General features: G+C 61.6%; 20 protein-coding genes. 10 read left to right on the top strand and 10 right to left on the bottom strand.

The window, feature by feature from the left end:
- Window position 1: 1 nt before the first annotated feature.
- The 3 genes from lepA to lptF all read right to left on the bottom strand — a co-directional run bounded on the left by lepA (window position 2) and on the right by lptF (window position 4,248).
- Window positions 2-1,801, bottom strand: coding sequence for a translation elongation factor 4 (lepA, locus tag CIB54_RS01900; RefSeq protein ID WP_065951745.1), 1,800 nt, complete (start codon window positions 1,799-1,801; stop codon window positions 2-4).
- A gap of 256 nt (window positions 1,802-2,057) precedes the next feature.
- Complete coding sequence (gene lptG / locus CIB54_RS01895) at window positions 2,058-3,137, bottom strand: LPS export ABC transporter permease LptG (protein WP_101218352.1); 1,080 nt, start codon at window positions 3,135-3,137, stop codon at window positions 2,058-2,060.
- Complete coding sequence (gene lptF / locus CIB54_RS01890) at window positions 3,130-4,248, bottom strand: LPS export ABC transporter permease LptF (RefSeq protein WP_065894845.1); 1,119 nt, start codon at window positions 4,246-4,248, stop codon at window positions 3,130-3,132. The genes lptG and lptF overlap by 8 nt, the downstream gene beginning before the upstream one ends.
- A 283-nt stretch (window positions 4,249-4,531) precedes the next feature.
- Between lptF and CIB54_RS01885 the strand changes: the two genes are divergently transcribed.
- From CIB54_RS01885 to rlmF, 5 genes are all read left to right on the top strand, one after another.
- On the top strand, window positions 4,532-6,019 hold the full coding sequence (locus CIB54_RS01885; RefSeq protein ID WP_101218350.1) for a leucyl aminopeptidase: 1,488 nt from the start codon (window positions 4,532-4,534) through the stop codon (window positions 6,017-6,019).
- A gap of 147 nt (window positions 6,020-6,166) precedes the next feature.
- Window positions 6,167-6,595, top strand: coding sequence for a DNA polymerase III subunit chi (locus tag CIB54_RS01880; RefSeq protein WP_065894843.1), 429 nt, complete (start codon window positions 6,167-6,169; stop codon window positions 6,593-6,595).
- 7 nt (window positions 6,596-6,602) lie between these two features.
- Window positions 6,603-6,977, top strand: coding sequence for a DNA polymerase III subunit chi (locus CIB54_RS01875; RefSeq protein WP_101218348.1), 375 nt, complete (start codon window positions 6,603-6,605; stop codon window positions 6,975-6,977).
- Between the two features lie 211 nt (window positions 6,978-7,188).
- Window positions 7,189-10,035: a valine--tRNA ligase gene (locus CIB54_RS01870; protein ID WP_101218346.1), complete on the top strand. Its 2,847-nt coding sequence runs from the start codon at window positions 7,189-7,191 to the stop codon at window positions 10,033-10,035.
- A 239-nt stretch (window positions 10,036-10,274) separates the two neighbouring features.
- Window positions 10,275-11,291, top strand: coding sequence for a 23S rRNA (adenine(1618)-N(6))-methyltransferase RlmF (rlmF, locus tag CIB54_RS01865; protein WP_065951740.1), 1,017 nt, complete (start codon window positions 10,275-10,277; stop codon window positions 11,289-11,291).
- A gap of 183 nt (window positions 11,292-11,474) precedes the next feature.
- Here the strand turns inward: rlmF and CIB54_RS01860 are convergent, their stop codons facing one another.
- On the bottom strand, window positions 11,475-11,756 hold the full coding sequence (locus CIB54_RS01860; RefSeq protein ID WP_005785131.1) for an HU family DNA-binding protein: 282 nt from the start codon (window positions 11,754-11,756) through the stop codon (window positions 11,475-11,477).
- A 396-nt stretch (window positions 11,757-12,152) separates the two neighbouring features.
- Between CIB54_RS01860 and yejK the strand changes: the two genes are divergently transcribed.
- Both yejK and CIB54_RS01850 read left to right on the top strand, forming a co-directional pair.
- On the top strand, window positions 12,153-13,157 hold the full coding sequence (gene yejK / locus CIB54_RS01855; RefSeq protein ID WP_003171997.1) for a nucleoid-associated protein YejK: 1,005 nt from the start codon (window positions 12,153-12,155) through the stop codon (window positions 13,155-13,157).
- Complete coding sequence (locus CIB54_RS01850) at window positions 13,157-13,507, top strand: glutaredoxin family protein (protein WP_065951738.1); 351 nt, start codon at window positions 13,157-13,159, stop codon at window positions 13,505-13,507. Before yejK ends, CIB54_RS01850 begins: the two co-directional genes overlap by 1 nt.
- A 136-nt stretch (window positions 13,508-13,643) precedes the next feature.
- Here CIB54_RS01850 and CIB54_RS01845 read toward each other — a convergent pair whose 3' ends face one another.
- The 6 genes from CIB54_RS01845 to CIB54_RS01820 all read right to left on the bottom strand — a co-directional run bounded on the left by CIB54_RS01845 (window position 13,644) and on the right by CIB54_RS01820 (window position 19,803).
- Window positions 13,644-15,884 (bottom strand): TonB-dependent receptor, encoded by a 2,241-nt coding sequence (locus CIB54_RS01845; protein ID WP_101218345.1) that lies wholly within the window; start codon window positions 15,882-15,884, stop codon window positions 13,644-13,646.
- 158 nt (window positions 15,885-16,042) lie between these two features.
- Window positions 16,043-17,020, bottom strand: a complete 978-nt coding sequence (locus tag CIB54_RS01840; RefSeq protein ID WP_101218343.1) for a FecR family protein — start codon at window positions 17,018-17,020, stop codon at window positions 16,043-16,045.
- Window positions 17,017-17,595, bottom strand: coding sequence for an RNA polymerase sigma factor (locus CIB54_RS01835; protein ID WP_101218341.1), 579 nt, complete (start codon window positions 17,593-17,595; stop codon window positions 17,017-17,019). Before CIB54_RS01835 ends, CIB54_RS01840 begins: the two co-directional genes overlap by 4 nt.
- A 7-nt stretch (window positions 17,596-17,602) precedes the next feature.
- Complete coding sequence (locus CIB54_RS01830; RefSeq protein WP_101218339.1) at window positions 17,603-17,929, bottom strand: DUF3325 domain-containing protein; 327 nt, start codon at window positions 17,927-17,929, stop codon at window positions 17,603-17,605.
- Window positions 17,930-19,504, bottom strand: a complete 1,575-nt coding sequence (locus CIB54_RS01825; RefSeq protein ID WP_101218337.1) for a PepSY-associated TM helix domain-containing protein — start codon at window positions 19,502-19,504, stop codon at window positions 17,930-17,932.
- Complete coding sequence (locus tag CIB54_RS01820) at window positions 19,501-19,803, bottom strand: DUF3649 domain-containing protein (RefSeq protein ID WP_101218335.1); 303 nt, start codon at window positions 19,801-19,803, stop codon at window positions 19,501-19,503. The genes CIB54_RS01825 and CIB54_RS01820 overlap by 4 nt, the downstream gene beginning before the upstream one ends.
- 170 nt (window positions 19,804-19,973) lie before the next feature.
- On the opposite strand from CIB54_RS01820, the gene CIB54_RS01815 reads away from it, so the two are divergent.
- The 3 genes from CIB54_RS01815 to fecA all read left to right on the top strand — a co-directional run bounded on the left by CIB54_RS01815 (window position 19,974) and on the right by fecA (window position 23,827).
- Window positions 19,974-20,462: a sigma-70 family RNA polymerase sigma factor gene (locus CIB54_RS01815; RefSeq protein ID WP_065894835.1), complete on the top strand. Its 489-nt coding sequence runs from the start codon at window positions 19,974-19,976 to the stop codon at window positions 20,460-20,462.
- Window positions 20,459-21,400 carry a FecR domain-containing protein gene (locus tag CIB54_RS01810; protein WP_065951731.1) on the top strand — a complete coding sequence of 314 codons (942 nt, stop codon included), beginning with the start codon at window positions 20,459-20,461 and terminating at the stop codon, window positions 21,398-21,400. The genes CIB54_RS01815 and CIB54_RS01810 overlap by 4 nt, the downstream gene beginning before the upstream one ends.
- A gap of 90 nt (window positions 21,401-21,490) precedes the next feature.
- Window positions 21,491-23,827, top strand: coding sequence for a TonB-dependent Fe(3+) dicitrate receptor FecA (gene fecA, locus CIB54_RS01805; RefSeq protein WP_101218333.1), 2,337 nt, complete (start codon window positions 21,491-21,493; stop codon window positions 23,825-23,827).
- Window positions 23,828-24,141 lie beyond the last annotated feature (314 nt).

Raw genomic sequence — 24,141 nt, 5'->3', positions numbered from 1 at the left:
CCTAACTATCCAACCTGAGCACCGCAAGGAAGGCTTCTTGTGGAATTTCCACATTGCCCACTTGCTTCATGCGTTTTTTACCGGCCTTTTGCTTCTCAAGCAGTTTGCGCTTACGGCTGACGTCGCCACCGTAGCATTTGGCCAGTACGTTCTTTCTGAGTGCCTTGACGGAGGTCCGCGCAATGATCTGCCCGCCAATGGCGGCCTGGATCGCAACGTCGAACATCTGACGCGGAATCAGCTCTTTCATCTTCTCGGTCAACTGGCGACCTTTGTAGTGCGCATTGTCCTTGTGCACGATCAGTGCCAGGGCATCAACCTTGTCGCCGTTGATCAATACATCCAGCTTCACCAGATTAGCCGACTGGTAACGGTCGAAATGGTAGTCCAGCGAAGCATAGCCGCGACTGGTGGATTTGAGACGATCGAAGAAGTCCAGGACCACTTCGTTCATCGGCAAATCATAGGTCACTTGCACCTGGGTGCCGAGGAACAGCATGTCGTGCTGCACGCCACGCTTTTCGATACACAGGGTAATGACGTTGCCCAGGTGTTCCTGCGGTACAAGGATATTGGCGCGTACGATCGGTTCACGCATGTCTTCGATCGAAGACAGGTCTGGAAGCTTGGAGGGGTTATCGACGTAAATCGTTTCACCGGTTTTCAGCGCCAGCTCGAAAATAACCGTTGGCGCGGTGGTGATCAGGTCCAGGTCGTATTCGCGCTCCAGGCGCTCCTGGATGATCTCCATGTGCAGCATGCCGAGGAACCCGCAACGGAAGCCGAAGCCCAGGGCGTCGGAGCTTTCCGGGGTGTACTGCAACGACGAGTCGTTGAGGGTCAGCTTTTGCAGGGCTTCGCGGAAGTCTTCGAAGTCGTCGGAGCTGACCGGGAACAGACCGGCATAGACCTGTGGCTGGATGCGCTTGAAGCCAGGCAGCACGTCGACATCCGGCGTGGAGCTCAGGGTCAGGGTGTCACCGACCGGCGCACCGTGGATGTCCTTGATACCGGCGATGATGAAGCCTACTTCGCCAGCTTTCAGATCAGTGGTAGCGGTGTGCTTGGGGTTGAACACGCCGACGCTGTCCACCAGGTGGATCTTGCCGGTGGACTTGACCAGGATCTTGTCGCCCTTCTTCACGCGGCCATGGCGCACGCGCACCAGGGAGACAACGCCCAGGTAGTTGTCGAACCAGGAGTCGATGATCAACGCTTGCAGCGGATCGTCGTAGTTGCCGGTCGGCGCGGGAATGGTCTTGACCAGGCGCTCGAGCACTTCATCGACGCCCAGGCCGGTCTTGGCGCTGCACTCGACGGCGTCGGTGGCGTCAATGCCGATGATTTTTTCGATCTCTTCCTTGACGCGGTCCGGATCGGCCTGTGGCAGGTCGATCTTGTTCAGCACCGGCATCACTTCCAGGCCCTGCTCGATGGCGGTGTAGCAGTTGGCCACGGATTGGGCTTCAACGCCCTGCCCCGCGTCCACCACCAGCAGCGCGCCTTCGCAGGCGGCCAGGGAACGGCTGACTTCATAGGTGAAGTCGACGTGGCCCGGGGTGTCAATGAAGTTGAGCTGGTACTTGATACCGTCTTTGGCGGTGTAGTACAGAGTGACGCTGTGGGCCTTGATGGTGATCCCGCGCTCGCGTTCGAGGTCCATGGAGTCCAGGACCTGGGCTTCCATTTCACGCTCGGCAAGGCCGCCGCACATCTGGATGAATCGATCGGCCAGCGTCGACTTACCATGGTCAATGTGGGCGATGATGGAGAAATTGCGGATATGACTCAAATCACTCACGGATCAACACTCAAAAAGGCTGCAGGCAGATTGCCCGCTGAAAAATAGCCGGGAATTGTACCTGATGCTCGGGCCAGACGTCATCTTTGCTGACGAACACAAAAAAGCCCCGTTTCCACGGGGCCCAATGTTGTAGGAGCGAGCTTGCTCGCGAAGATCGCCAATGATAATGCGCTCATCCTGGATGAACGCGGCGTTTCGCAGGTTTTCGCGAGCAAGCTCGCGCCTACAGCGGGCGCATTTAGCGTGCGCGCAATCAGCCGGCTCGGCGCAGCAACCAGAACCCGGCCACGGCACAGATAAAGGTCGGCACCAGCACCGCAAATAACGGCGAGAAGCCGAATACCAGGCTCGACGGCCCCAGCAGGTCCTGGGCGATGCGGAAGGTGAAGCCCACCAGCACACCGGTGAATACCCGCTGGCCGAGGGTCACGGAACGCAACGGGCCGAAGATAAAGGAGATCGCCATCAACACCAGTGCGGCGGTGACCACCGGTTGCAGCACCTTGACCCAGAACGCCAGCCAGTAGCGGCCATTGTTCAGGCCCTGGTCCTTGAGGTAGTGGATATAACTCCAGAGGCCCGAGATCGGCAAGGTTTCCGGCACCATGATCACTGTATTGAGCAGCTCCGGCTTCAGCGCGATATCCCAGGTCTGGGTGGGGGCATTGACCACTTCGGTACTGGCACTGAACCCCTGGCCCACATTATGGAACAGCGTGGTGGTGACCTCGCTCAGCTGCCACTGCGCGCCATCGTATTGTGCGCGTTTGGCGAAGCTGGAGCTGAGCATGTGCCGCTCTTTGTCAAACGTGTAGCGCGTCACCCCGATCAACAGCCCGCCGGGCTGCACGGCGTTGATGTGGATGAACTGGTCGCCCTGGCGGTGCCACAGGCCGTGCTTGGAACTCTGCGCATCGCCCGAACCCTGGGCCAGGGCGCGATTGGCCTGGGCGGTGGCTTCGGACGGTGGCGCGACGTATTCGCCGATCAGCACGCTGCACGCCATCAGCAGCAGCATCGGCTTCATGACGGCCCAGACGATCCGCCCGATGGACACGCCCGCGGCGCGCATGATGGTCAATTCGCTGTTGCTGGCCAGGGTGCCCAGGCCGATCAGGCAGCCGATCAGGCCGGCCATCGGCATCATGTCGTAGAGACGACGCGGCGCGGTCAGCGCCACGAAGCTCAGTACGTCAGTGACGGTATAGGTATCGGTGACGTTGCCCACTTCATCGATGAAGGCAAACAGCGAGGCCAGGCCCAGGATGATGCCCAATACCGCCAGGATGGCGATCAGTACGCTGCTACCAATGTAGCGATCGAGCTTAGCCACGAGCCAACTCCTTCAGGCCACGACGGCTCTTCATTTTCAAACGGATAGGCTCCCAGTAGAGCAGCCCCAGGCCGATCACCAGGAAAATCCCGTGCACCCACCACAGGCCCAGGGCGGGCGGCAGCTTGCCCTTCTCCAGGGAGCCACGGGCGGAGATCAGGATGGTCAGGTAAGCCATATACAGCAGGATCGCCGGCAGCAGCTTGAGGAATCGGCCCTGCCGTGGGTTGACGCGCGACAGCGGCACCGCCATCAAGGTCACGATAAACACCAGCAGCGGCAGGGACAGGCGCCATTGCAGCTCGGCGATGGAGCGCAGTTCCTGGCTACCGAACAGCGATGCGGTGGGCAGCGCGTCGCGGTCGGTGACTTCGTCGCTGATATCGGGTTTGGGCAGCATGACGCCGTAGGTGTCGTATTTGATCACGCGGTAATCGGCCAACCCAGGGCTGCCATCGTAGCGATAGCCGTTGTCCAGGATCAGGTAGCGACTGCCATCGGGACGCACTTCCTGGCGGCCACCGTCGGCCACCAGAATCGAAATACCACGGTCTTTCTGGTCCTTGCCGAGGTTTTTCTGGGAAATGAACACGCCGCTCAGGTTGGAACGGTCTTCGGTCATTTCTTCGGTATAGGTCACTCGCGTACCGTCGTTGAGTGCCTGGAAGCGCCCGGGTTCGAGGGTATCGAACTCGGTCATCGCGTCCTGCTTGTTCAGCAGCAACTGGAACTGCATGGCGCCCTGGGGTGCCAGGCTCAGGCTCAACCAGGCCACGACCAGGGCAACGCCGGCGGCCGGCACCATGGTCATCGCCAGCAGACGCTGCTGGCTCATGCCGGTGGCCGACAGCACGGTCATCTCGCTTTCGAGATACAGCCGGCCATATGCCAGCAGAATGCCAAGGAACAGGCCGAGCGGCAGGATCAGTTGCAAAAAGCCCGGCAGGCGAAAGCCCATGATCAGGAACAGCGAACCCGGATCCAGGGCGCCCGAGGCCGCCTGCGCAAGGAATTTGACGAAACGACCACTCATGATGATGACCAGCAATACCGCACTCACGGCACTCAGGGTCAACAGGACTTCGCGGGATAGATAACGGAAGACGATCAAACCAGACACTCCAGGGTTGTCAGGCTAAGGCGGCCAAACAAGCAAGCATACCGAGTCGACCCGTTTGCGCGGGCCGGCTAAAAAGATGGCGCATTATCCTGTGATTGACCGCGCCTGTCACTGCGCAACCTCATGCGCACGCACAAAGCGTGCTTCGAGGGTTGTCAGGCTTCGCCTGCGAGGTTCAAACTGCGGCCTTTGTCGCTGGCGGTTTACAAGGCTGCCACGCTTTAAAGCCTGGGTACAAACGCCAGGCTCACCGACCTTTATAAGGGACCCGAAAATGGAATTGGTTGTAAAAAGCGTTAGCCCCGAAACGTTGAAAACCGCCACCCTCGTGGTCGCTGTCGGCGAAGGCCGCAAACTCGGCGTTGCCGCCAAGCAACTGGATGAACTGAGCGGCGGCGCCATCAGCGCCGTGCTCAAGCGCGGCGACCTGGCCGGCAAAGTCGGCCAGAGCCTGCTGTTGCAGAGCCTGCCCAACCTCAAGGCCGAGCGCGTATTGCTGGTGGGCGTGGGCAAGGACGCCGAACTGGGCGACCGTCCGTTTCGCAAGCTCATCAGCGCCATCCTCACCACGCTTAACGGCCTGGGCGGCAGCGACGCGGCACTGGCACTCGATGAAATCGTCATCAAGGGCCGTGACAGCTACGGCAAGACCCGCCTGCTGGCCGAAAGCCTGGTGGACGGCGGCTACGTCTTCGACCAGTTCAAGAGCCAGAAGGCCGAACCCCGCACCCTGAAGAAAATCACCCTGCTGACCATCAAGGCCGCGCAGGCTGAAGTCGAGCGCGCCGTGACCCACGCCACCGCGATCGCCAGGGGCATGTCGTTCACCCGCGACCTGGGCAACCTGCCGCCAAACATCTGCCACCCCACTTACCTGGGCGAACAGGCCAAGGCGCTGGGCAAGGAGTTCAAGGGCCTCAAGGTTGAAGTGCTGGACGAGAAGAAGATCAAGGAACTGGGCATGGGCTCGTTCTATGCCGTGGGCCAGGGCAGCGACCAGCCGCCCCGCCTGATCGTGATGCAATACAACGGCGGCAAGAAGTCCGAGAAGCCTTACGCCCTGGTGGGCAAAGGCATCACCTTCGACACCGGCGGCATCAGCCTCAAGCCGGGCGCCGGCATGGACGAGATGAAGTACGACATGGGCGGCGCCGCCAGCGTGTTCGGCACCCTGCGTGCCGTGCTGGAACTCAAGCTGCCGATCAACCTGGTGTGCATCCTGGCCTGCGCCGAGAACATGCCGAGCGGCGGTGCCGCCCGTCCAGGCGATATCGTCACGACCATGAGCGGCCAGACCGTGGAAATTCTCAACACCGACGCCGAAGGCCGCCTGGTGCTGTGCGACGCCCTGACCTACGCCGAACGCTTCAAGCCGCAGGCGGTGATCGACATCGCCACCCTGACCGGCGCCTGCGTGGTTGCCCTGGGCGCCCACACCTCGGGCCTGCTGGGCAACAACGACGAGCTGATCGAGCAACTGCTCAGCGCCGGCAAGGCGGCCGACGACCGCGCCTGGCAGTTGCCGTTGTTCGATGAGTACCAGGAGCAACTGGACAGCCCGTTCGCCGACATCGCCAACATCGGCGGTCCGAAAGCCGGCACCATCACCGCAGCCTGCTTCCTGTCGCGGTTCACCAAGAACTTCAACTGGGCGCACCTGGACATCGCCGGCACCGCATGGGCCAGCGGCAAGGACAAGGGCGCAACCGGCCGTCCGGTGCCCCTGCTGACCCAATACCTGCTGGACCGCGCCAAGGCCTAAGCGGCCCCCGCGCCCTTTGTAGGAGCGAGCTTGCTCGCGAAGATCGCCAACGATAACGCGCACATTCTGGATGAGCGCGGTGTCCTCAGGTTTTTCGCGAGCAAGCTCGCTCCTACAGGGGCAACCAGGCCAGCACCAGGAACCGCAATGACCCAAGTCGACTTCTATATATTGCCCAGCGCCGACCCGTCCGCGCGCCTGGACTTTGCCTGCAAGCTCACTGAAAAGGCCTGGCGCATGGGCCATCGCATTTACCTGCATTGCAGCGATGCCGCCCAACGTGAGGACCTCGATGCCCGTCTATGGCGTTTCAAGGGCGAAAGCTTCGTACCCCACGGCCCCGCTGAATCGGAACCCGATGGCGTGGTAGTGCTGGGTTTGGGCGACAGTTGCGGCGACCACCATGACCTGCTGGTCAACCTTGACCTGAAAGTACCGGCCTTCGCCAAGGCATTCGCCCGCGTGGCGGAAGTGGTGGTGGAAGACCCGGCTATTCGTCAGGCCGCGCGGGAGAGTTTCCGTTTCTACCGCGAACAGGGCTATCCTCTGCAGGATCACCGGCTACAACGACTTTGAGTACATGATGGACACGCCCAACCCGCTGAAAAAAGACGACCACCTGCTGGACGACCTCGAGTCGATCCGTCAGTTGCTGGGTGATGATGGCTTGCAACCGCCGCTGTTGACCGAAACGGCCGACGGCGAGGTACAGATTCCGCTGTTGTTCGACATGGTCGGCAACAAGCCTGCTGCGCCGGAGCCAGCCATTACCGAGCCCGCCCTCGCTGCCCAAAAAGCCCCCGACGCCCTGCTGCTGCACCTGGACAACGAACTGCGCGCCGCCGCGCAATTGATCATGCAGGACGTGATCGATGATTTTTCGCCGCATATTGAAGCCGAGATCAAACGGCGCATGGATGCGCGGATGGAGCGGCTGCTCAGCCAATACCAATCCTGAACCAAACCGACATCCCCTGTGGGAGGGGGCTTGCCCCCGATAGCAGTGCGTCAGCCGTCTATTTGAAGCTGACCCACCGCCATCGGGGGCAAGCCCCCTCCCACATTTGGTTGCATACACCTTAAGCCCTGTCTTCGCCTCGCCCTGCGCTCTATCCCCCGTTATACTTGCCGGCTTTCCTGAATAAATGCCAACTAGGGTCCCGCCGCGCATGGATAAGACCTACCAGCCCCACGCTATCGAAACTTCCTGGTACAACACCTGGGAGTCCGAAAACTATTTCGCCCCACAAGGTGCGGGCGACTCGTACACCATCATGATTCCGCCACCGAACGTCACTGGCAGCCTGCACATGGGCCATGGCTTCAACAATGCAATCATGGATGCGTTGATCCGTTTCCGCCGCATGCAGGGTCGCGACACCCTGTGGCAACCGGGTACCGACCACGCCGGTATCGCCACCCAGATGCTGGTGGAACGCCAACTGGAAGCCACCGGCCAGAGCCGTCATGACCTGGGCCGCGAGAAGTTCCTCGAGAAAATCTGGGAATGGAAAGACCAGTCCGGCGGCAATATCAGCCGTCAGATCCGTCGCCTGGGTTCGTCCGTAGACTGGAGCCGCGAGCGCTTCACCATGGACGACGGCCTGTCGGAAGCGGTGAAGGAAGCCTTCGTGCGCCTGCATGAAGACGGCCTGATCTACCGCGGCAAGCGCCTGGTCAACTGGGACACCAAGTTGCACACGGCGATTTCCGACCTCGAAGTGGAAAACCACGACGAGAAAGGCTTCCTGTGGAACCTCAAGTATCCGCTGGCTGACGGCGCCAAGACTGCCGAGGGCAACGACTACCTGATCGTCGCCACCACCCGTCCGGAAACCATGCTCGGCGACGCTGCCGTTGCGGTTAACCCGAACGACGAGCGCTACCAGGCACTGATCGGCAAGTTCGTCGAGCTGCCACTGGTCGGCCGCCGCATCCCGATCATCGCTGACGACTACTGCGACCCTGAATTCGGCACCGGCTGCGTGAAAATCACCCCGGCCCACGATTTCAACGACTACGAAGTCGGCAAGCGTCACAACCTGCCGCTGCTGAACATCTTCGACAAGAATGCCGCCGTGTTGCCGGCCTGCCAGGTGTTCAACCTGGACGGCACGCTGAACGACAGCATCGACGGCAAGATCCCGGCCGAATACGCCGGCCTCGACCGCTTCGAAGCGCGCAAGCAGATCGTTGCCGCCTTCGACGCTGCCGGTTTGCTGGTGAGCGTTGACGACCACGGCCTGAAAGTGCCGAAGGGCGACCGCTCCGGCACCGTGATCGAGCCGTGGCTGACCGACCAGTGGTACGTGTCCACCAAGCCGCTGGCCGAGCCGGCGATTGCTGCCGTGGAAGACGGCCGCATCCAGTTCGTGCCCAAGCAGTACGAAAACATGTACTTCTCGTGGATGCGCGACATCCAGGACTGGTGCATCAGCCGTCAGCTGTGGTGGGGCCACCGTATTCCGGCCTGGTACGACGAGTCGGGCAAGGTGTATGTAGGCCGCGACGAAGCCGAAGTGCGTGCCAAGCACAACCTCGGTGCCGACATCGCGCTGCAACAGGACAATGACGTACTGGACACCTGGTTCAGCTCGGGCCTGTGGACCTTCTCGACGTTGGGCTGGCCGCAGCAGACCGAATTCCTGAAGAAATTCCACTCCACCGACGTGCTGGTCACCGGCTTCGACATCATTTTCTTCTGGGTTGCCCGGATGATCATGCTCACCATGCATTTGGTGAAGAACGAAGACGGCACCCCGCAGGTGCCGTTCAAGACCGTGTACGTGCACGGCCTGGTACGTGACGGCCAGGGCCAGAAAATGTCCAAGTCCAAGGGCAACGTCCTGGACCCGCTGGACATCATCGACGGCATCGACCTGGAAACCCTGGTGCACAAGCGCACCTCGGGGCTGATGCAGCCCAAGCTCGCGAAAAAGATCGAGAAACAGACCCGCGACGAGTTCGCCGACGGCATCGCCAGCTATGGCACCGACGCCCTGCGCTTCACCTTCTGCTCGCTGGCGTCCACCGGTCGCGACATCAAGTTCGACATGGGCCGCGTCGAAGGTTATCGCAACTTCTGCAACAAGATCTGGAACGCCGCACGCTACGTGCTGGATAAAGGCGAAGACTGCGGCCAGAACGGCGAAGCCTTCGAGCTGAGCCTGGCCGATCGCTGGATCATCTCGCAGCTGCAGCGCACCGAAGCCGAAGTGACCCGCCAGCTCGACCAGTTCCGCTTCGACCTGGCCGCACAGGCCTTGTACGAGTTCATCTGGAACCAGTACTGCGACTGGTACCTGGAACTGTCCAAGCCGGTGCTGTGGGACGAAAACGCGCCGGTCGAACGCCAGCGCGGCACCCGTCGCACCCTGGTGCGCGTGCTGGAAGTGGCGCTGCGCCTGGCGCACCCGTTCATGCCGTTCATCACCGAGGAAATCTGGCAGCGCCTGGCGCCGCTGGCCGGTATCGAAGGCAAGACCATCATGCTGCAGCCTTGGCCGGTGGCCAATGAAGCCCGTATCGATGAGGCCGCCGAAAGCGATATCGAATGGCTCAAGACCCTGATGCTCGGTACGCGCAACATTCGCGCCGAAATGAACATCGGTCCGGGCAAGCCGCTGGCCGTGTTCGTCAAGAACGCCAGTGCCGAAGACCAGCGTCGCCTCAGCGAGAACGATGCGCTGCTCAAGAAGCTGGCAAAGCTGGAGTCCATCACCGTATTGGCCGATGGCGCCGAAGCACCGCTGTCGGCCACTGCATTGGTCGGTGATATGGAAGTGCTGGTGCCGATGGCCGGCCTGATCGACAAGGGCGCGGAACTGGCCCGACTCGACAAGGAAATCGCCCGCCTGCAAGGCGAAGTGCAACGCGTGGGCGGCAAGCTGTCCAACGCGGCGTTCGTCGACAAGGCGCCGGCAGAAGTGATCGACAAGGAACGCGCCAAGTTGGCCGAGGCTGAACAGGCCTTGGGCAAGCTGGCGGAGCAACATGCGCGGATTTCCAGCCTGTAAGGCTTGAGTCGCGTAAAAAAGAGACCTTCGGGTCTCTTTTTTTTGCCTGATCGTTGCCCGATGTCCTGCTGGCAATGCAGTCAATGTGGGAGGGGGCTTGCCCCCGATGGCGGCGGGTCAGTTAACAGATAATTGACTGACACACTGCCATCGGGGGCAAGCCCCCTCCCACATTTGACCGAGTTGTCCTCGGGAATGTGTGACAATGGCCGCCACTTTGAGCCAACACCAGAATCAACATGACCGCCCCTAGCACACCCAAACCACCGCGCAAGAAGCCTGAAACCGCTGCCACGGCCAAACCCGTCGCACCACGCAAAGAGGCGACCCTGCACCCGCGCAACCGCCACACAGGTCGTTACGACTTCCAGGCGCTGATCAAGACCACGCCGGAACTGGCGCAATTCGTGATCATCAATCCTTATGGCAAAGAGAGCATCGACTTCGCCAGCCCGGACGCGGTGCGGGTGTTCAACCGGGCGTTGCTCAAATCGTTCTATGGCATCCAGCATTGGGATATCCCGGCCGATTACCTGTGCCCGCCGGTGCCGGGGCGCGCCGACTATGTGCACTTCCTCGCCGACCTGCTGGCCAGCGTCAACGACGGCAAGATTCCGCGCGGTTCCATCGTCAAGGTGCTGGATATCGGCATGGGCGCCAACTGTGTCTACCCGTTGATTGGCTACATGGAGTACCGCTGGAACTTCCTCGGCTCTGAGGTCGACCCTATCGCCGTGGCCGCCGCCAAGGCCATTGTGCAGTCCAATGACTTGAGCAAAGTCATCCAATTGCGCCAGCAGCCCAATCCCAAGCACATCCTGCTGGGCCTGCTGGAGCCTGCCGAACGCTTTGACCTGACCATGTGCAACCCGCCGTTCCACGCGTCCATGGACGAAGCCACCAAAGGCAGCGAGCGCAAGTGGCGCGCCTTGGGCAAAGCCGATCCCAAGCGCAAGTTGCCGGTGCTGAACTTCGGCGGCCAGTCGGCCGAACTGTGGTGTGAAGGCGGCGAAGCGCGTTTTGTGACGCAGCTGATCGCCGAAAGCGCGCATTTTGCCCACAAGGTGCTGTGGTTCAGCACACTGGTGTCAAAAGCGTCAAACTTGCCCGCGATCGAGACGGCGTTGAAAAAGGCCGGCGTGCTGGAAAGCCAAGTGGTGGAAATGTCCCAGGGGCAAAAGCAAAGCCGGTTCGTCGCCTGGACCTTCCAGACCAAGAATGAACAGCACATCTGGCGCCAGCGCTGGGTTCGTTGAACCCAGCCCCCTGTAGGAGCGAGCTTGCTCGCGAACGACGCCAACGATAACGCGTGTATTCTGGATAAACGCGGTGATTGTGGGTGCTTCGCGAGCAAGCTCGCTCCTACAGTTACAAACAAAATCGCAGGCAACAAAAAACCGTGCCCGGATCACTCCGGAGCACGGTTTTTTTACTGCGTCTTACTTGTTAACAGCGTCGGTCAGGCCTTTGGCCACAACCAGCTTGATAACTTTCTTGGCAGCGATTTCGATGGCAGCGCCAGTCGAAGGGTTACGACCGGTACGGGCAGGACGCTCGGTCACTTTCAGCTTGCCGATACCTGGCAGAGTGATTTCGCCGCCGTTTTCCAGCTGATCGGCAACGATCTGGCCCAGCTGGTCCAGCGCTGCGCGCGCGGTGGTTTTCGGCGCGTCGATAGCTTCAGCGATATCAGCGATCAGTTGGTCTTTAGTCAAAGCCATTGTGGTGTTCCTTCCCTATCAAATTCATATGGATTGCAGAGTGCAGTGTCAGCCGTCGAGCCCGACCGTGTCGGCCTGGCGCCCCGGCTATAACCTTGGAGAACGGGGTTATAGATGCTTGAAACGGGGATTGGTTCGACCTGACAAATGCTGAATGCACGCTTAACGCCGAGACTTGGCGTAAGACGGGGCAAAACTAGCACAGAGACGGGGAAATATCCGCCTCAACATACCCATTTGGTCAGCTTTATCGCTCTAAAGCGTGAAAAAAACCCATATGCACGGTGGGAGAACATCCAAACAGCCCTTCCAGGCGCGTCTTGACCAACGGGTGCGGTACACTGGGCAACTTTTTGGGGGAGGCTCACCGCTCCCCTTCAACCAGCCGAGAAGCCTATGCCGATCCGTCATTGCATCGTCCACCTGATCGACAAAAAACCCGACGGCACACCCGCAGTTCTGCATGCCCGTGATTCGGAGCTGTCCGAATCGGCCGCCATCGAGAACATGCTTGCCGACCTCAACGAGAGCTACAACGCCAAACAGGGCAAGGCCTGGGGTTTCTTCCATGCCGAGTCCGGCGCGCACCCGTTCAGCGGCTGGTTGAAGGAATACTTTGACGGTGGCCAGGATTTCACCACCTTCAGCCGTACCGCAGTGGAACATCTGCAGAAGCTGATGGAGGAGTCCAACCTGTCCACCGGCGGCCATGTGCTGTTCGCCCACTACCAGCAAGGCATGACCGACTACCTGGCCATCGCCCTGCTGCACCACAGCGAAGGCGTGGCGGTGACCGACGAGCTGGACGTGACGCCCTCGCGCCACCTGGACCTGGGCCAACTGCACCTGGCCGCGCGGATCAACGTGTCCGAGTGGCAGAACAACAAGCAGTCCAAACAGTACATCTCGTTTATCAAGGGCAAGAACGGCAAGAAGGTCTCGGAGTACTTCCGCGACTTTATCGGCTGCCAGGAAGGCGTCGACGGCCCGGGCGAAACCCGCACCCTGCTCAAGGCGTTCAGTGACTTCGTTGAAAGCGAGGACCTGCCGGACGAGTCGGCCCGCGAGAAAACCAAGACCCTGGTGGACTACGCCAGCAGCCAGGCCAAGCTCGGCGAGCCCATGGGCCTGGAAGAACTGTCCGGCCTGATCGATGAAGATCGGCCCAAAGCGTTCTACGACCACATCCGCAACAAGGACTACGGCCTGTCGCCGGAAATTCCTGCCGACAAACGCACCCTCAACCAGTTCCGCCGCTTCACCGGCCGCGCCGAAGGCTTGTCCATCAGCTTTGAAGCCCACCTGCTGGGCGACAAGATCGAATACGACGAAGCCGCCGGCACCTTGATCATCAAGGGCCTGCCGACCCAACTGACCGACCAGCTCAAGCGCCGTAACTGATGCTTGGCGGGGTCTTGAAGAAAGTCCTGCTGGTGTTGCTGGTGGTGGTGGTGATTCAGAACTGGGGCAAGCTCGAGCGGCTGTTCAACCCGTCGCAGGTGGTGTCCGAGCAGATACGCGCCTCGGCGCGCGTGGTGCTTTACACCACCGAGTGGTGCGGCTACTGCAAGCAGATCCGGCGCTTTCTGGACCAGAAGGGGGTTCCTTACCAGACCTTCGACATCGAGAAAGATGCCCAGGCGCGCAAGGCCTATGAAGCGTTGGGCGGCGGCGGGATTCCGTTTGTGGACGTCAATGGCACGTTGATCCGCGACTACAATCCGGATGCGATCATGGCCGCCCTGAAATAACCCGGCCCTCGAAAACACCGCAGATCAAATGTGGGAGGGGGCTTGCCCCCGATAGCAGTGTGTCAGCCAGCCTATCTGTCGCTGATCCACCATAATCGGGAGCAAGCCCCCTCCCACATTTGGTTTTGTGGTGACCTTAGAAGTTGGCTTCCAGGGACACCATCGCCGTCCGCTCTTCCCCCACGTTGTAATACGCCGTACTCGGTGCCAGCCCATTGACCGGTGCCGAGTTGAACGCCACGGTACGCGCCGAGCTCAAGTACTCTTTGTCGAACAGGTTAAGCATCGAAAACCGCAACGCGGCCGACTTGATGACCTTCTTGTCCACCGGCAGATAAATACCCGCGTTCAGGTCGAACACCGTGCGGCCCTCGATCTTTTCCTTGTTGGTCAAATCGCCATAGAAGCTGCCGACATACTTGCCCGCAATATTCCCGTAGAACCGCGAGTCGTCATAGCCGAAGACCAGGTTGAACATGTTTTGCGGCACGTTAGCCAGTTGCTTGCCCGAGGTGGGCAACAACACATTCTTGCTGAGCAAATCGTCCTTCTGCTCGGACTGGGTGTAGGTGTAGGACGCGTAGTAGTTGAAGTGGTTCGGCAGCAAACCACTCCACTCAAGTTCCAGGCCTTTGTTAGCGACACTGCCCACGTTGAGCACCATGTAGTCACCGCTGGCGTCAGTGGTCGACACCTGGCGATCCTTGAAACTGATGTAGAACAGCGTCGCGCTCAATGCCATGTCGTCTTCGCTGTAGCGCCAGCCCAGTTCCTGGTTCCAGCTCAGTTCGGACTTGAGGCTCACCGAGTCGCCTTTGTTGTACAGCACGTAGTTGGGCGGGGTGCGCATATTGCGGGTGAGGTTGTAGAACGCCTGGTTGCGCTCGTCCACCTGATACTTGGCGCTGAAGTTGGGCAGGAACTGGTGGTAGCGGGTGTTACGTTTCTCCGGCTGGTCGTAGAGGCTGCCGAGGTTATTACCGTCACGCTCGACGTACTGATAGGCCACACCGCCGACAAAACTCAGGTCCGGGGTGGCCTGCCAGCTGTCCTGAACCCAGAGTTTCTGTGCCGGAGTGACGGTGTAGTAGTGACGGCCTTGTACAGTCTTGCCGTTTTTATCGACCACCTGGCCACCGTCGTTGTAGTCGCCCCACACCTCATCAGGCGCGCCTTCGCCGTTGATCCCGATAAACGGCTGGGTCTGGCGCTGGCGTGCGCGTTCGTACCAGTAGCCGTAGTCCAGGCTGTGTTCCTCGTTGATGTCCCACTTCATCTTGGCGGTGAAGCCGGGACGCCAGGTCTCGGTCCATGAAGGGCGGTAATAGTTGGCCGATTGCAGGTTGCCCAGGTCGTAATTGCCGGCCTTGTCGGAGCGCGGCCCCAGGTTTGACGCGGTCTGGCCGCTGAAGCTGCCACCGTTGGCCCAGTAGTAATATGGCGTGAGCGTCAGCGACAGGTTGTCTTGCAGTTGCCAGCGCTGGGTCAGCGTGGCGTTGACGCTTTCAAAGGCGTTGCGGTTGAGCTTATAGGACGCAGATAACAAACCGGCCTTGTACACCGGGCTTTCGGCGTAGTCCTTGCGTCGTCCTTCAGTGTCGAACTGTGCCTTGCTCAGGCTGTTGTAGTTGTAGTTTTCCTGCTTGTTGTACTTGACCGTGGCCAGCGTGGAATTGCCATTATCCCCTTCGAACAGGCTGCTCCACTCGACCTTGTCGCTGCGCAGGGTGCCCTTGCCGCGCCATTTGTCGCCCTCCAGGTGAGACGCCGAGACCCAGGTCTTGAGGCCGCCGAAGTCACCGGTGTTGGCACGTACGAAGGTTTTGCGCAGCGCATTGGCACCGACGATCTGCTTGGCGAACACCCCGGCGTCCTGGGTCGGCCGAATCGTGATCATGCCGATATTGCCGCCGCTGGAGCCGATGTGCGGGCCATCCGCCTCGGAAGACCCTTGAGTGGCAAACACTTCAGCGAGGTTTTCCGGATCGCCCAATTGGTTGGAGTAAACGCTGTAGTTGCCCGAATCGTTGATCGGTACGCCGTCGACCGACACCCCAACCTGGTCGGAGCTCATGCCGCGCATGGTGAACGTGGTACCGCTGGTGCCGCTGGCGTCGTCGCTGGAAACGTTGATACCCGGCGTGTATTTGAGCTTGTCGATGGCGTTGGCGGTCGCCGGCATCTCGTCCATGGCCTCCTTGGTCACCGTCGACCGTGCCTTGGCGCTTTCCTCGCGGATCATGTGACCGTTGCCCAGGGTCTGCTTACCGGCCACATTCACCGAACCGACGTCCTGGGAATCGTCCGCCAGACTCAGCGGCGCAAAACCGCCCAGGCCCGAGGCCAGGAACAGGGCATAGAGTTTGTTGTAGTTCACGTGTAGATCCCTTACTGACAATGCCCTGTTGAACGGGCAGATGTAGGTCGCTTCCTGACCACTTGTTCAGGAAACCCAGGATGATCCACGGCACGTGTAACCGTTTGGTGACAGGTTTTGGCGATTGCGATGAAGCTTCGGTGAACGGCGCGATGCGGCTAGCGCACTACGATCACGCGCCCCAACAGCGTGTGCTGCTCGAAGCCGAGGACCGCTTGCAAGGCCTTCAATACGGCGACAGGGTCGTTGCTTGGAAAGCTGCCGCTGACGCGTCTGGCGCCCATCTCATCATTGAGCAGGAGGATTCGGCCCGGGTAGTAACGCGCGAGGTCCCTGACCACCTCGGCCAGCGGCGCCTTGTAGTAATTGAGCCAACCCTCGCGCCAGGCCAGGCGTGATTCGCTGTCCACCGGATGCAGCGGCTCGGCTAGGCCGTCGGCGTAGGCCACTTGCTGGCCTGCCGTCAGAATTTGCTGCGCCCCCTGTGCGGACGGCGTTACGCCAACCCGGCCGGACAGCACTGTCACCTGGGCCCCCGCCGGTTGCAGACGCACTTCGAACTGCGTGCCCAGCACCCGCGTTTCTCCATCGCCCGCCTCGACCACGAAGGGCTGGCCGGTGTGGACAACGCGGAAAAAACCGGCCCCGCGACGCAACTGGATATGCCGCTCGCCGTGGCTGAAATCCACGGCAATCGCGCTGTCGGCGTCGAGGGTGACGTGGGACTGATCGGCCAGGGTGACGGTCCTCACCTGCCCCGGCGCCGTCACGTAATCGGCGCCAAGGTCATCGACCCAACGAAACGGCTGCCAACCGGCGCCCATCGACACCATCAGCAACAAGCAGGCCGCCATGGCCAAGGCGCCGGCCCCGCGCACCAGGCGCGAGCGGCTGGAACGGCTCATCGCATTGAGGTAGCCCTGCAAGGCCTGTGCGTCTTCGCCGGCCAAGGTGCGTGCCGGGACTTCGCTCAACTCCCACAGCACCTGGGCCTGGGCGTAGGCCTGGATATGGGCGGGGTCGGCCCGCAGCCATTGGCTGAAGGAGGCTTGATCGCCGCTGCCGGGCTGGTCGTGCAGCCGGCTCAGCCAGTCGAGCGCGGCCTGTTCCTGGGCGGGCGTGGGGGTGACGTTCACGGTGCTTTCCCTGGCGTACGTTTGACTGACGGTTCGCGCAGGCTCGCCTTGCACGCTTGCAGGGCACGCATCATATGTTTTTCCACGGCGCTTTGGGACAGGCCCATGGCCTTGGCGATCTCTGCGTATTTGCGCCCGTGAATGCGGTTGAGCAGGAAAATCTGCCGAGTGCGCTCGGGCAGACTGCGCAAGGCGGCTTCGACATGCCGCAGGTCATTGCCCGCTTCGAGAGCCGCCTGGGGTTCGCAGCCCTGGTTGTCCTGTTGCTCCGGCAACCAGCCCTCATTGCTGCGCACGCGGGCGCCTTCGCTGCGTAAATGGTCGATGGCGATATTGCCGGCGCAGCGCAGCAGGTAGGTGCTGAGCTCTTCGACCTGCACCAGCGGGCGGCGCCAGAAACGCAGGAACAGGTCCTGTACCAGATCAGCCGCAGTGGCGCGGCAACCGACGCGGCGGCTGACCAATGCCTCCATCTGTGAACGCTGGGACAGGAACACCTGCAGGAAATGCGCACGTCCACCGGCCGCGTCCGGGTGCGAACTGTCTTGGGGTCTGGGCGGGGGACTGATGGTCATGGGCAGCTCAGAACAGGCCGAATGCCGCGACAGGGCTGGCCAGCAGGCCGACGCCCGCGAGGACCAAGGCCAGCCGTGGCCGGTACGGCAACAGCAGCACCAACAGCAAGGCGCTGAGCATCAACACCGCGCACCACTCCACCAGGCCCCGGCCCCAACCGGTGGCGGCCACCGCCGGCCAGACCGACAGGGTCAGCAGCAACCAGCCGGCCGCACGCAAGCCCAGGCGCCGTGCAGGCGTCGGTTTGCTGCGCAGCAGCTCGCCGTGATGACGGTCGGTGGCCAGGCACAGCGCGGTAAACCCGGCGTAGCACAGCAGCAGCGCAAGCAGCATTCAGCCGGCCTCCTGCTTGAACGCCAATGCACGCGCGCGCTCTGCCTTGGGCTGCAACGCGGCGCGGCGCTGCATCTTCCAGGCTGCCCATCCGAGGAACAGGCCGCTGGCCAGGCACGTCAGGTCGAAGCCGGCCATGGCCCAGTCGCCGCTCATCAGCGAAGTGCCCAAGTGATACGGCGTAGTCAGCGCGTTAATCAGCGGGATGGCCACAAACAGCAGCGCGCCCAGGCTCAACTGCTCGACCCAGCCCTGACGACCGCGCCGCAACGTGGCATGGACCAGGCTCAGGCCCCAGGCAATAAAGAAGCCTCGCACTTCCCAGTCGGAACGTTCGGCCACGCTCACCGGCAACAGTCGATTGGCCCAGAAAAACGCCGCGATGGCGATCATCAGCCCCGACATGCTGGCGATATTCAGTACCTCCACCAACCGCAGCTCAAAGGGCATCACACCGGTTTTTATGTGTTTGAGCTGACGCTTGCCCAGCCATATCACCAGGCCTGTGCCGATCATCGCCGTGCCTGCCAGGCCGCAGATGAAATACAACCAACGCAGCACCGGGCCGGCGAAATGGCCCATGTGCAAGCCGTAGAAACTGCCACCGATAACCGACGGCAAGGACGGCTCACCACTGACCCGCAGCAACTGGCCCGTGGTGCCGTTGAATGAAACGGTGCTGCCGAAATCATGCACCACGCTGTCGGAGCCGGCGCGGAATATATTCACCGAGGCGTTGACGTCGCCTGGATTATTCACCGCCAGGCGCCCGACAGGCCCACCCGCCCACTGCTGCCGCGCCTGCTGGTACATCGGCCACAACGGCAGCAACGTGCCCGGCTGGCCGAGTGCGGGCGCATTATCGGAACTGGGAAATACTTCATTGAAGAAGGCACGGCTGTCATTGCCATAGGAGGCCACGATCGGCGCCGGCATCACCATGCTCATGAAAATCACCAGGCTGCTGTAGGTGATCATCAGGTGAAACGGCAGCACCAGCACGCCCACCGCGTTGTGCCCGTCCAGCCAGGAGCGCTGGCCTTTGCGCGGGCGGAAGGTGAAGAAGTCCTTGAAGATTTTCTTGTGGGTAATGATGCCGGTGATCAGCGCGACGAACATCACCATGGCGGCGAGGGTCGACAGCCAGCGGCCCCATGGGTAAGGCATTTGCAGTTGGAAGTGGAAGCGGTAGAAGAATTCACCGCCCATGCTTTCGCGGGCCTGGACCGCTTGGCCGCTGACCGGGTCGAGGACTTTCTGGATGAAGTTGCCGCGCTTGCCGGGGTCGACCTTGTCTTGCCACATAACCGACAGGCCGGGGTCGCGGCGGGTGGGCAAGGTAATGAACCAGCGCGCGGCAGTGGGCGCCTGTTGCTGCAGGTAGTCTTGCGCCACGGCGAGGCTGCGCGCGTCGTCCATCGGATGGGCCTGGACTTCGGGCTGCATCCAGTGGGTTATTTCATCCTTGAAATAGGCCAGGGTGCCGGTCAGGAAAATCGCAAACAGCAGCCAGCCGAAGATCAACCCAGCCCAGGTGTGCAGCCAGGCCATGGCTTGGCGAAAACCCTCTTTCATGTGCGCACCACCCAGAACCCAATGCCCGCCAGCGTGGCCAACAGCGCGCTCGGCAGCAGCACCCCGGCCCACGCGCGCCACGCGGTGCGGCAGGCAAAACACCAGAGCACCGCCAGCAGGTAGAACACGAATGAACTCATCATGCCGACGATCACCGCGTCGGCGCGCGCCGTCGGCAGCCACAGCGCAAGACAGATAGCGGCCAGGGAGGCCATCAGATAACCGCCGACCACAGCCGCCAATACGCGCGAAGTAACGGCAAGGCGATAAGAGGCGGGGAGTGAGGTTTTGCTTTTCATGCGGCAGGCGCCAAGTTCATCAGCGCGCAATATTAATGATAAATATTCTCATAAGCAAAAGAGAACGGATGAATCACCTGCTCGGGTCGATTGCCGAACCGTGTTTGCGGCCCTACAATGCGAACAATTCTTGTTCTCTAAAGCATGCCGATGCTGATGGAGTGATCACGTTGCCGCCGTCCAACACCGTCGAAGTTTTGTACAACGACCATCACCACTGGCTCACCGGCTGGTTGCGACGCAAGCTCGGCTGCCCGCAAAGCGCCGCCGACCTGGCGCACGACACCTTCATCCGGGTGCTCAGCGCGCGGGAAGCGCCAACGCTGATCGAACCGCGCGCCTTTCTCACCACGGTCGCCAAACGTGTGCTGTTCAACTACTACCGTCGCCAGGACCTGGAACGCGCCTACCTCGACGCCCTGGCGCAAATGCCCGAGCACGTGGCGCCGTCGGAAGAAGACCGCGCAATCATCCTGCAAACCCTGGTGGAACTGGACCAACTGCTCGACGGCCTGCCGGTCCAGGTCAAACGCGCCTTCCTGCTGGCCCAGCTTGATGGTCTGACCTACGCGCAGATCGGCGCGCAACTGGGCATTTCCATCGCCACGGTCAAGCGCCACCTGCATAAAGCCGCCCTGCGCTGCTACTTCGCCCTATGAACGTCTCGACCCAGGTTGCCGAACAGGCCGTGCACTGGTTGTTGCAAATGCAGCAAGGCACGCTTGACCCACGCCAACAGGCGGCCTGGCAACAATGGCTGCAGGCGCACAGCGAACACCAGCGCGCGTGGGACCAGATCCAGCGCGTCAACCAGCGCCTGCGCGGCCTGCCTTCGCCCCTGGCGCACGCAGCGTTGAATGCACCGAAGTCCACCAGCCGGCGCCAGGCGCTGAAGCTGCTGTTGATCCTCGGCGCGGGTTCGGCGGCAGCCTGGAGCCTGCGCCAGCAACACATTTTGCCGCCGTTGACGGCGGACTACCGCAGCCCTGTCGGCCAGCGTCGCAGTGTGCCGTTGGCCGACGGCAGCCAATTGCAGCTCAACACCGGCAGCGCGGTGGATGTGCATTTCGATGGCCAGCAGCGACTGATCCGCCTGCTCGAAGGTGAAATCCTGCTGACCGCCCGCGCAGGTGCCACGCCGCTGCGCGTGCTGACCGGCCAGGGCTTGCTCAGCAGCCAGGCGGCGCGCCTGAACGTGCGTCAGTTCAATGACCATACCCAATTGGCGGTGCTCGATGGCCGTGTCGACGTGATGCCCAACAGCTACAGCGGCCTGCCACTGATCGTGAACGCCGCGCATCAGGTCAATTACACCCGCAAAGGCTGGGACAGCCCGCGTCCTGTCGACGCCAACAGCGGCGCATGGGCCGACGGCATGCTGGTGGCCGCGCACATGCGCCTGGAAGATTTCCTCGGCGAACTCGGGCGCTACCGCCGTGGCCAGCTCAATTGCGACCCGCAGGTGGCAAACCTGCTGCTGTCCGGCAGTTATCCGCTGGATGACAGCGAACGCATTCTCGACCTGCTGGAAGTCAGCCTGCCGGTAACCGTGCGGCGCTTTACCCGCTATTGGGTGACGGTTCAGGCCCGTGCGTGAAATGGTTTGAAAAACGCTGAGCCGTTTTCCAACCCTCGCGTGACAGAGAAGGAAAGCCACCTTGATCCTTCCTTCTCAGGACACCCCTTCATGCCCCTGCAACCGACCCTTCTTGCCCGTACCCTGCGCCAACTCCTGCTCGGCGCCAGCCTCAGCCTGGCGGTGCTGCCCCCGGTGATGGCGGCCGACACCAAGGCCTATCACATCGCGCCGACAAGTCTGGAGGCGGCCCTGAACCAGTTCGGCCGCGAAGCCGGGGTGCTGGTGTCTTTCGGTTCCGAGGTCACTGCCGGTTTGCAAAGCCCCGGTTTGGCGGGCAACTACAGCACCGCCGAAGGCCTGAACACACTGCTGGAAGGCAGTGGCCTGCAAGCCCGCGCCGAGGGCGACAATGCCTACAGCCTGCAACCGGCCGGCGTCCCGGCCACCCTCGAGTTGCAAACCTCCAACGTGGTCGGCGACTGGCTCGGCGATGCGGCGCAGACCAACGTGTTCGAGCATCCCGGCGCCCGTGACGTCATCCGCCGCGACGAATTCGAGCGCCAGGGCGCGACCCAGGCGCGCGACGTGCTCAACCGCATCCCCGGCGTCAATGCCCCGGACAACAACGGCACCGGCAGCCATGACATGGCGCTGAACTTCGGCATTCGCGGGCTCAACCCACGGCTGGCATCACGCTCCACGGTGTTGATGGACGGCATTCCCGTGCCCTTCGCACCCTATGGCCAGCCGCAACTTTCGTTTGCACCGATCAGCATGGGCAACATGGACGCGGTGGACGTGGTGCGCGGCGGCGGCGCGGTGCGCTACGGCCCGCAGAACGTCGGTGGCATCGTCAACTTCGTGACCCGTGCGATTCCGGATGCGCCCACCGTCAAAGGCGGCCTGCAGACCGAAACCAGCCCGTCCTCCAGCCACGATGGTTTCAAGACCACCGGCAACCTGCTGGCCGGCGGCACCGCCGACAATGGCCTGGGCGGCGCACTCCTGTACTCCGGCACCCGTGGCGGCGACTGGCGTGAAAACAGCGACACGCGCATCGACGACCTGATCCTCAAGGGCAACTACCAGCTGGATGCCGCCAACAGCTTCAACGCCATGGCGCAGTACTACGACGGCGAGGCCGATATGCCTGGGGGCTTGAACGTCAAGGACTACAAGGCCGACCCGTACCAGTCGACCCGCCCCTACGACAAGTTCTGGGGCCGCCGCACGATGTTCAACGTCGGCTACCGCTACGAGCAGGATCGCCGTGAATTCACGGTCAACAGTTTCTTCACCAAGACCCTGCGCAGCGGTTACCTCGATCAAGGCAACTTCCTCTCGCTGTCACCCCGCGAGTATTGGGTACGTGGCCTGGAAACCCGTCTCGCCCAAGGCTTCGACCTCGGCCCCACCACCCACGAAGTCGGCGTCGGTTACCGCTACATCAACGAAGCCGGCCACGAGTTGCGCTACCGCACGCCGATTGCCGCCAACCAGCAACTGCCGACCACCGACAGCCGTAACGACCGCGACACCCGTGGCGGCACTGAAGCCAATGCGTTCTTCATCGACGACCGTATCGATATCGGCAAGTGGACGATCACACCGGGCATCCGCTACGAAATGATCAAGTCCCAACAGACCAACAACCTGAGCAACGTCAACTACAAAGGCGACTACAACACCGCGCTGCCGGCGTTGAACGTGCTCTATCACCTCACCGACGACTGGAACCTCTACGCCAACACCGAAGGCTCGTTCGGCAGCGTGCAGTACAGCCAGATGCCCAACCGCGTGAACAGCGGCGAAGTGAAGCCGGAAAAAGCCCGCACCTGGGAGCTCGGCACGCGCTATGACAACGGCAGCCTGCGCGCGGAAATCGGTGCGTTCCTGATCAATTTCGACAACCAGTACGACAGCAACCAGACCAACGACACGGTGATCGCCCGCGGTGAAACGCGGCACCAGGGCATCGAGTCGAGCATCAACTATGCCCTCGACGGCGTGAGCCCGGCGCTGGCGGGCTTCGATGTGTACGCCACCTATGCGTATGTCGACGCGACCATCCGTGAAGACGGCCCGAACAAAGGCAATCGCGTGCCCTTCTCTTCCCGGCACAAAGGCACCCTCGGCGTGGGTTACACCGAAGGCCCGTGGAAGCTCAACCTGGACAGCAGCTACCAGAGCAGCCAGTTCGCTGACAACGCCAACACCCAGGCCGAAAGCGCCGACGGCGCGAACGGACGCATCCCCGGCTACATGCTGTTCAGCAGCCGCGCAGCCTACGACTTCGGCCCGCAGCTGTCGGACTTGAACGTCGCGGTCGGGGTGAAGAACATCTTCAACAAGCAGTACTACACGCGCTCGTTCGACGATAACAACAAGGGCAAGTACGTGGGTGAGCCGCGCACGGTGTATGTGCAGACGTCCATCGCGTTCTAGCTGTGAGCCTTCAAATGACAGGCCACAACCAATCCAAATGTGGGAGGGGGCTTGCCCCCGATTGCGGTGGGTCAGCTAAAAATATACTGACTGACACTCCGCCATCGGGGGCAAGCCCCCTCCCACACTGATCCTCCGTGTGTCCAGGATTCGGGGTCTAACTGCCGGCCAGGCAATACGCGGGTGAGCCGCGCACGGTGTGTGTGCAAACGTCCATCGCGTTCTAGCTGTGATCCTTCAAATGACAGGCCACAACACATCCAAATGTGGGAGGGGGCTTGCCCCCGATTGCGGTGGGTCAGCTAAAAATATAC

This window comes from Pseudomonas fluorescens, from assembly GCF_002837185.1.
GTDB lineage: Bacteria > Pseudomonadota > Gammaproteobacteria > Pseudomonadales > Pseudomonadaceae > Aquipseudomonas > Aquipseudomonas fluorescens_AM.
Note: the sequence above shows the minus strand (reverse complement) of the source record. Positions and strands in the feature narration are given on the sequence as shown.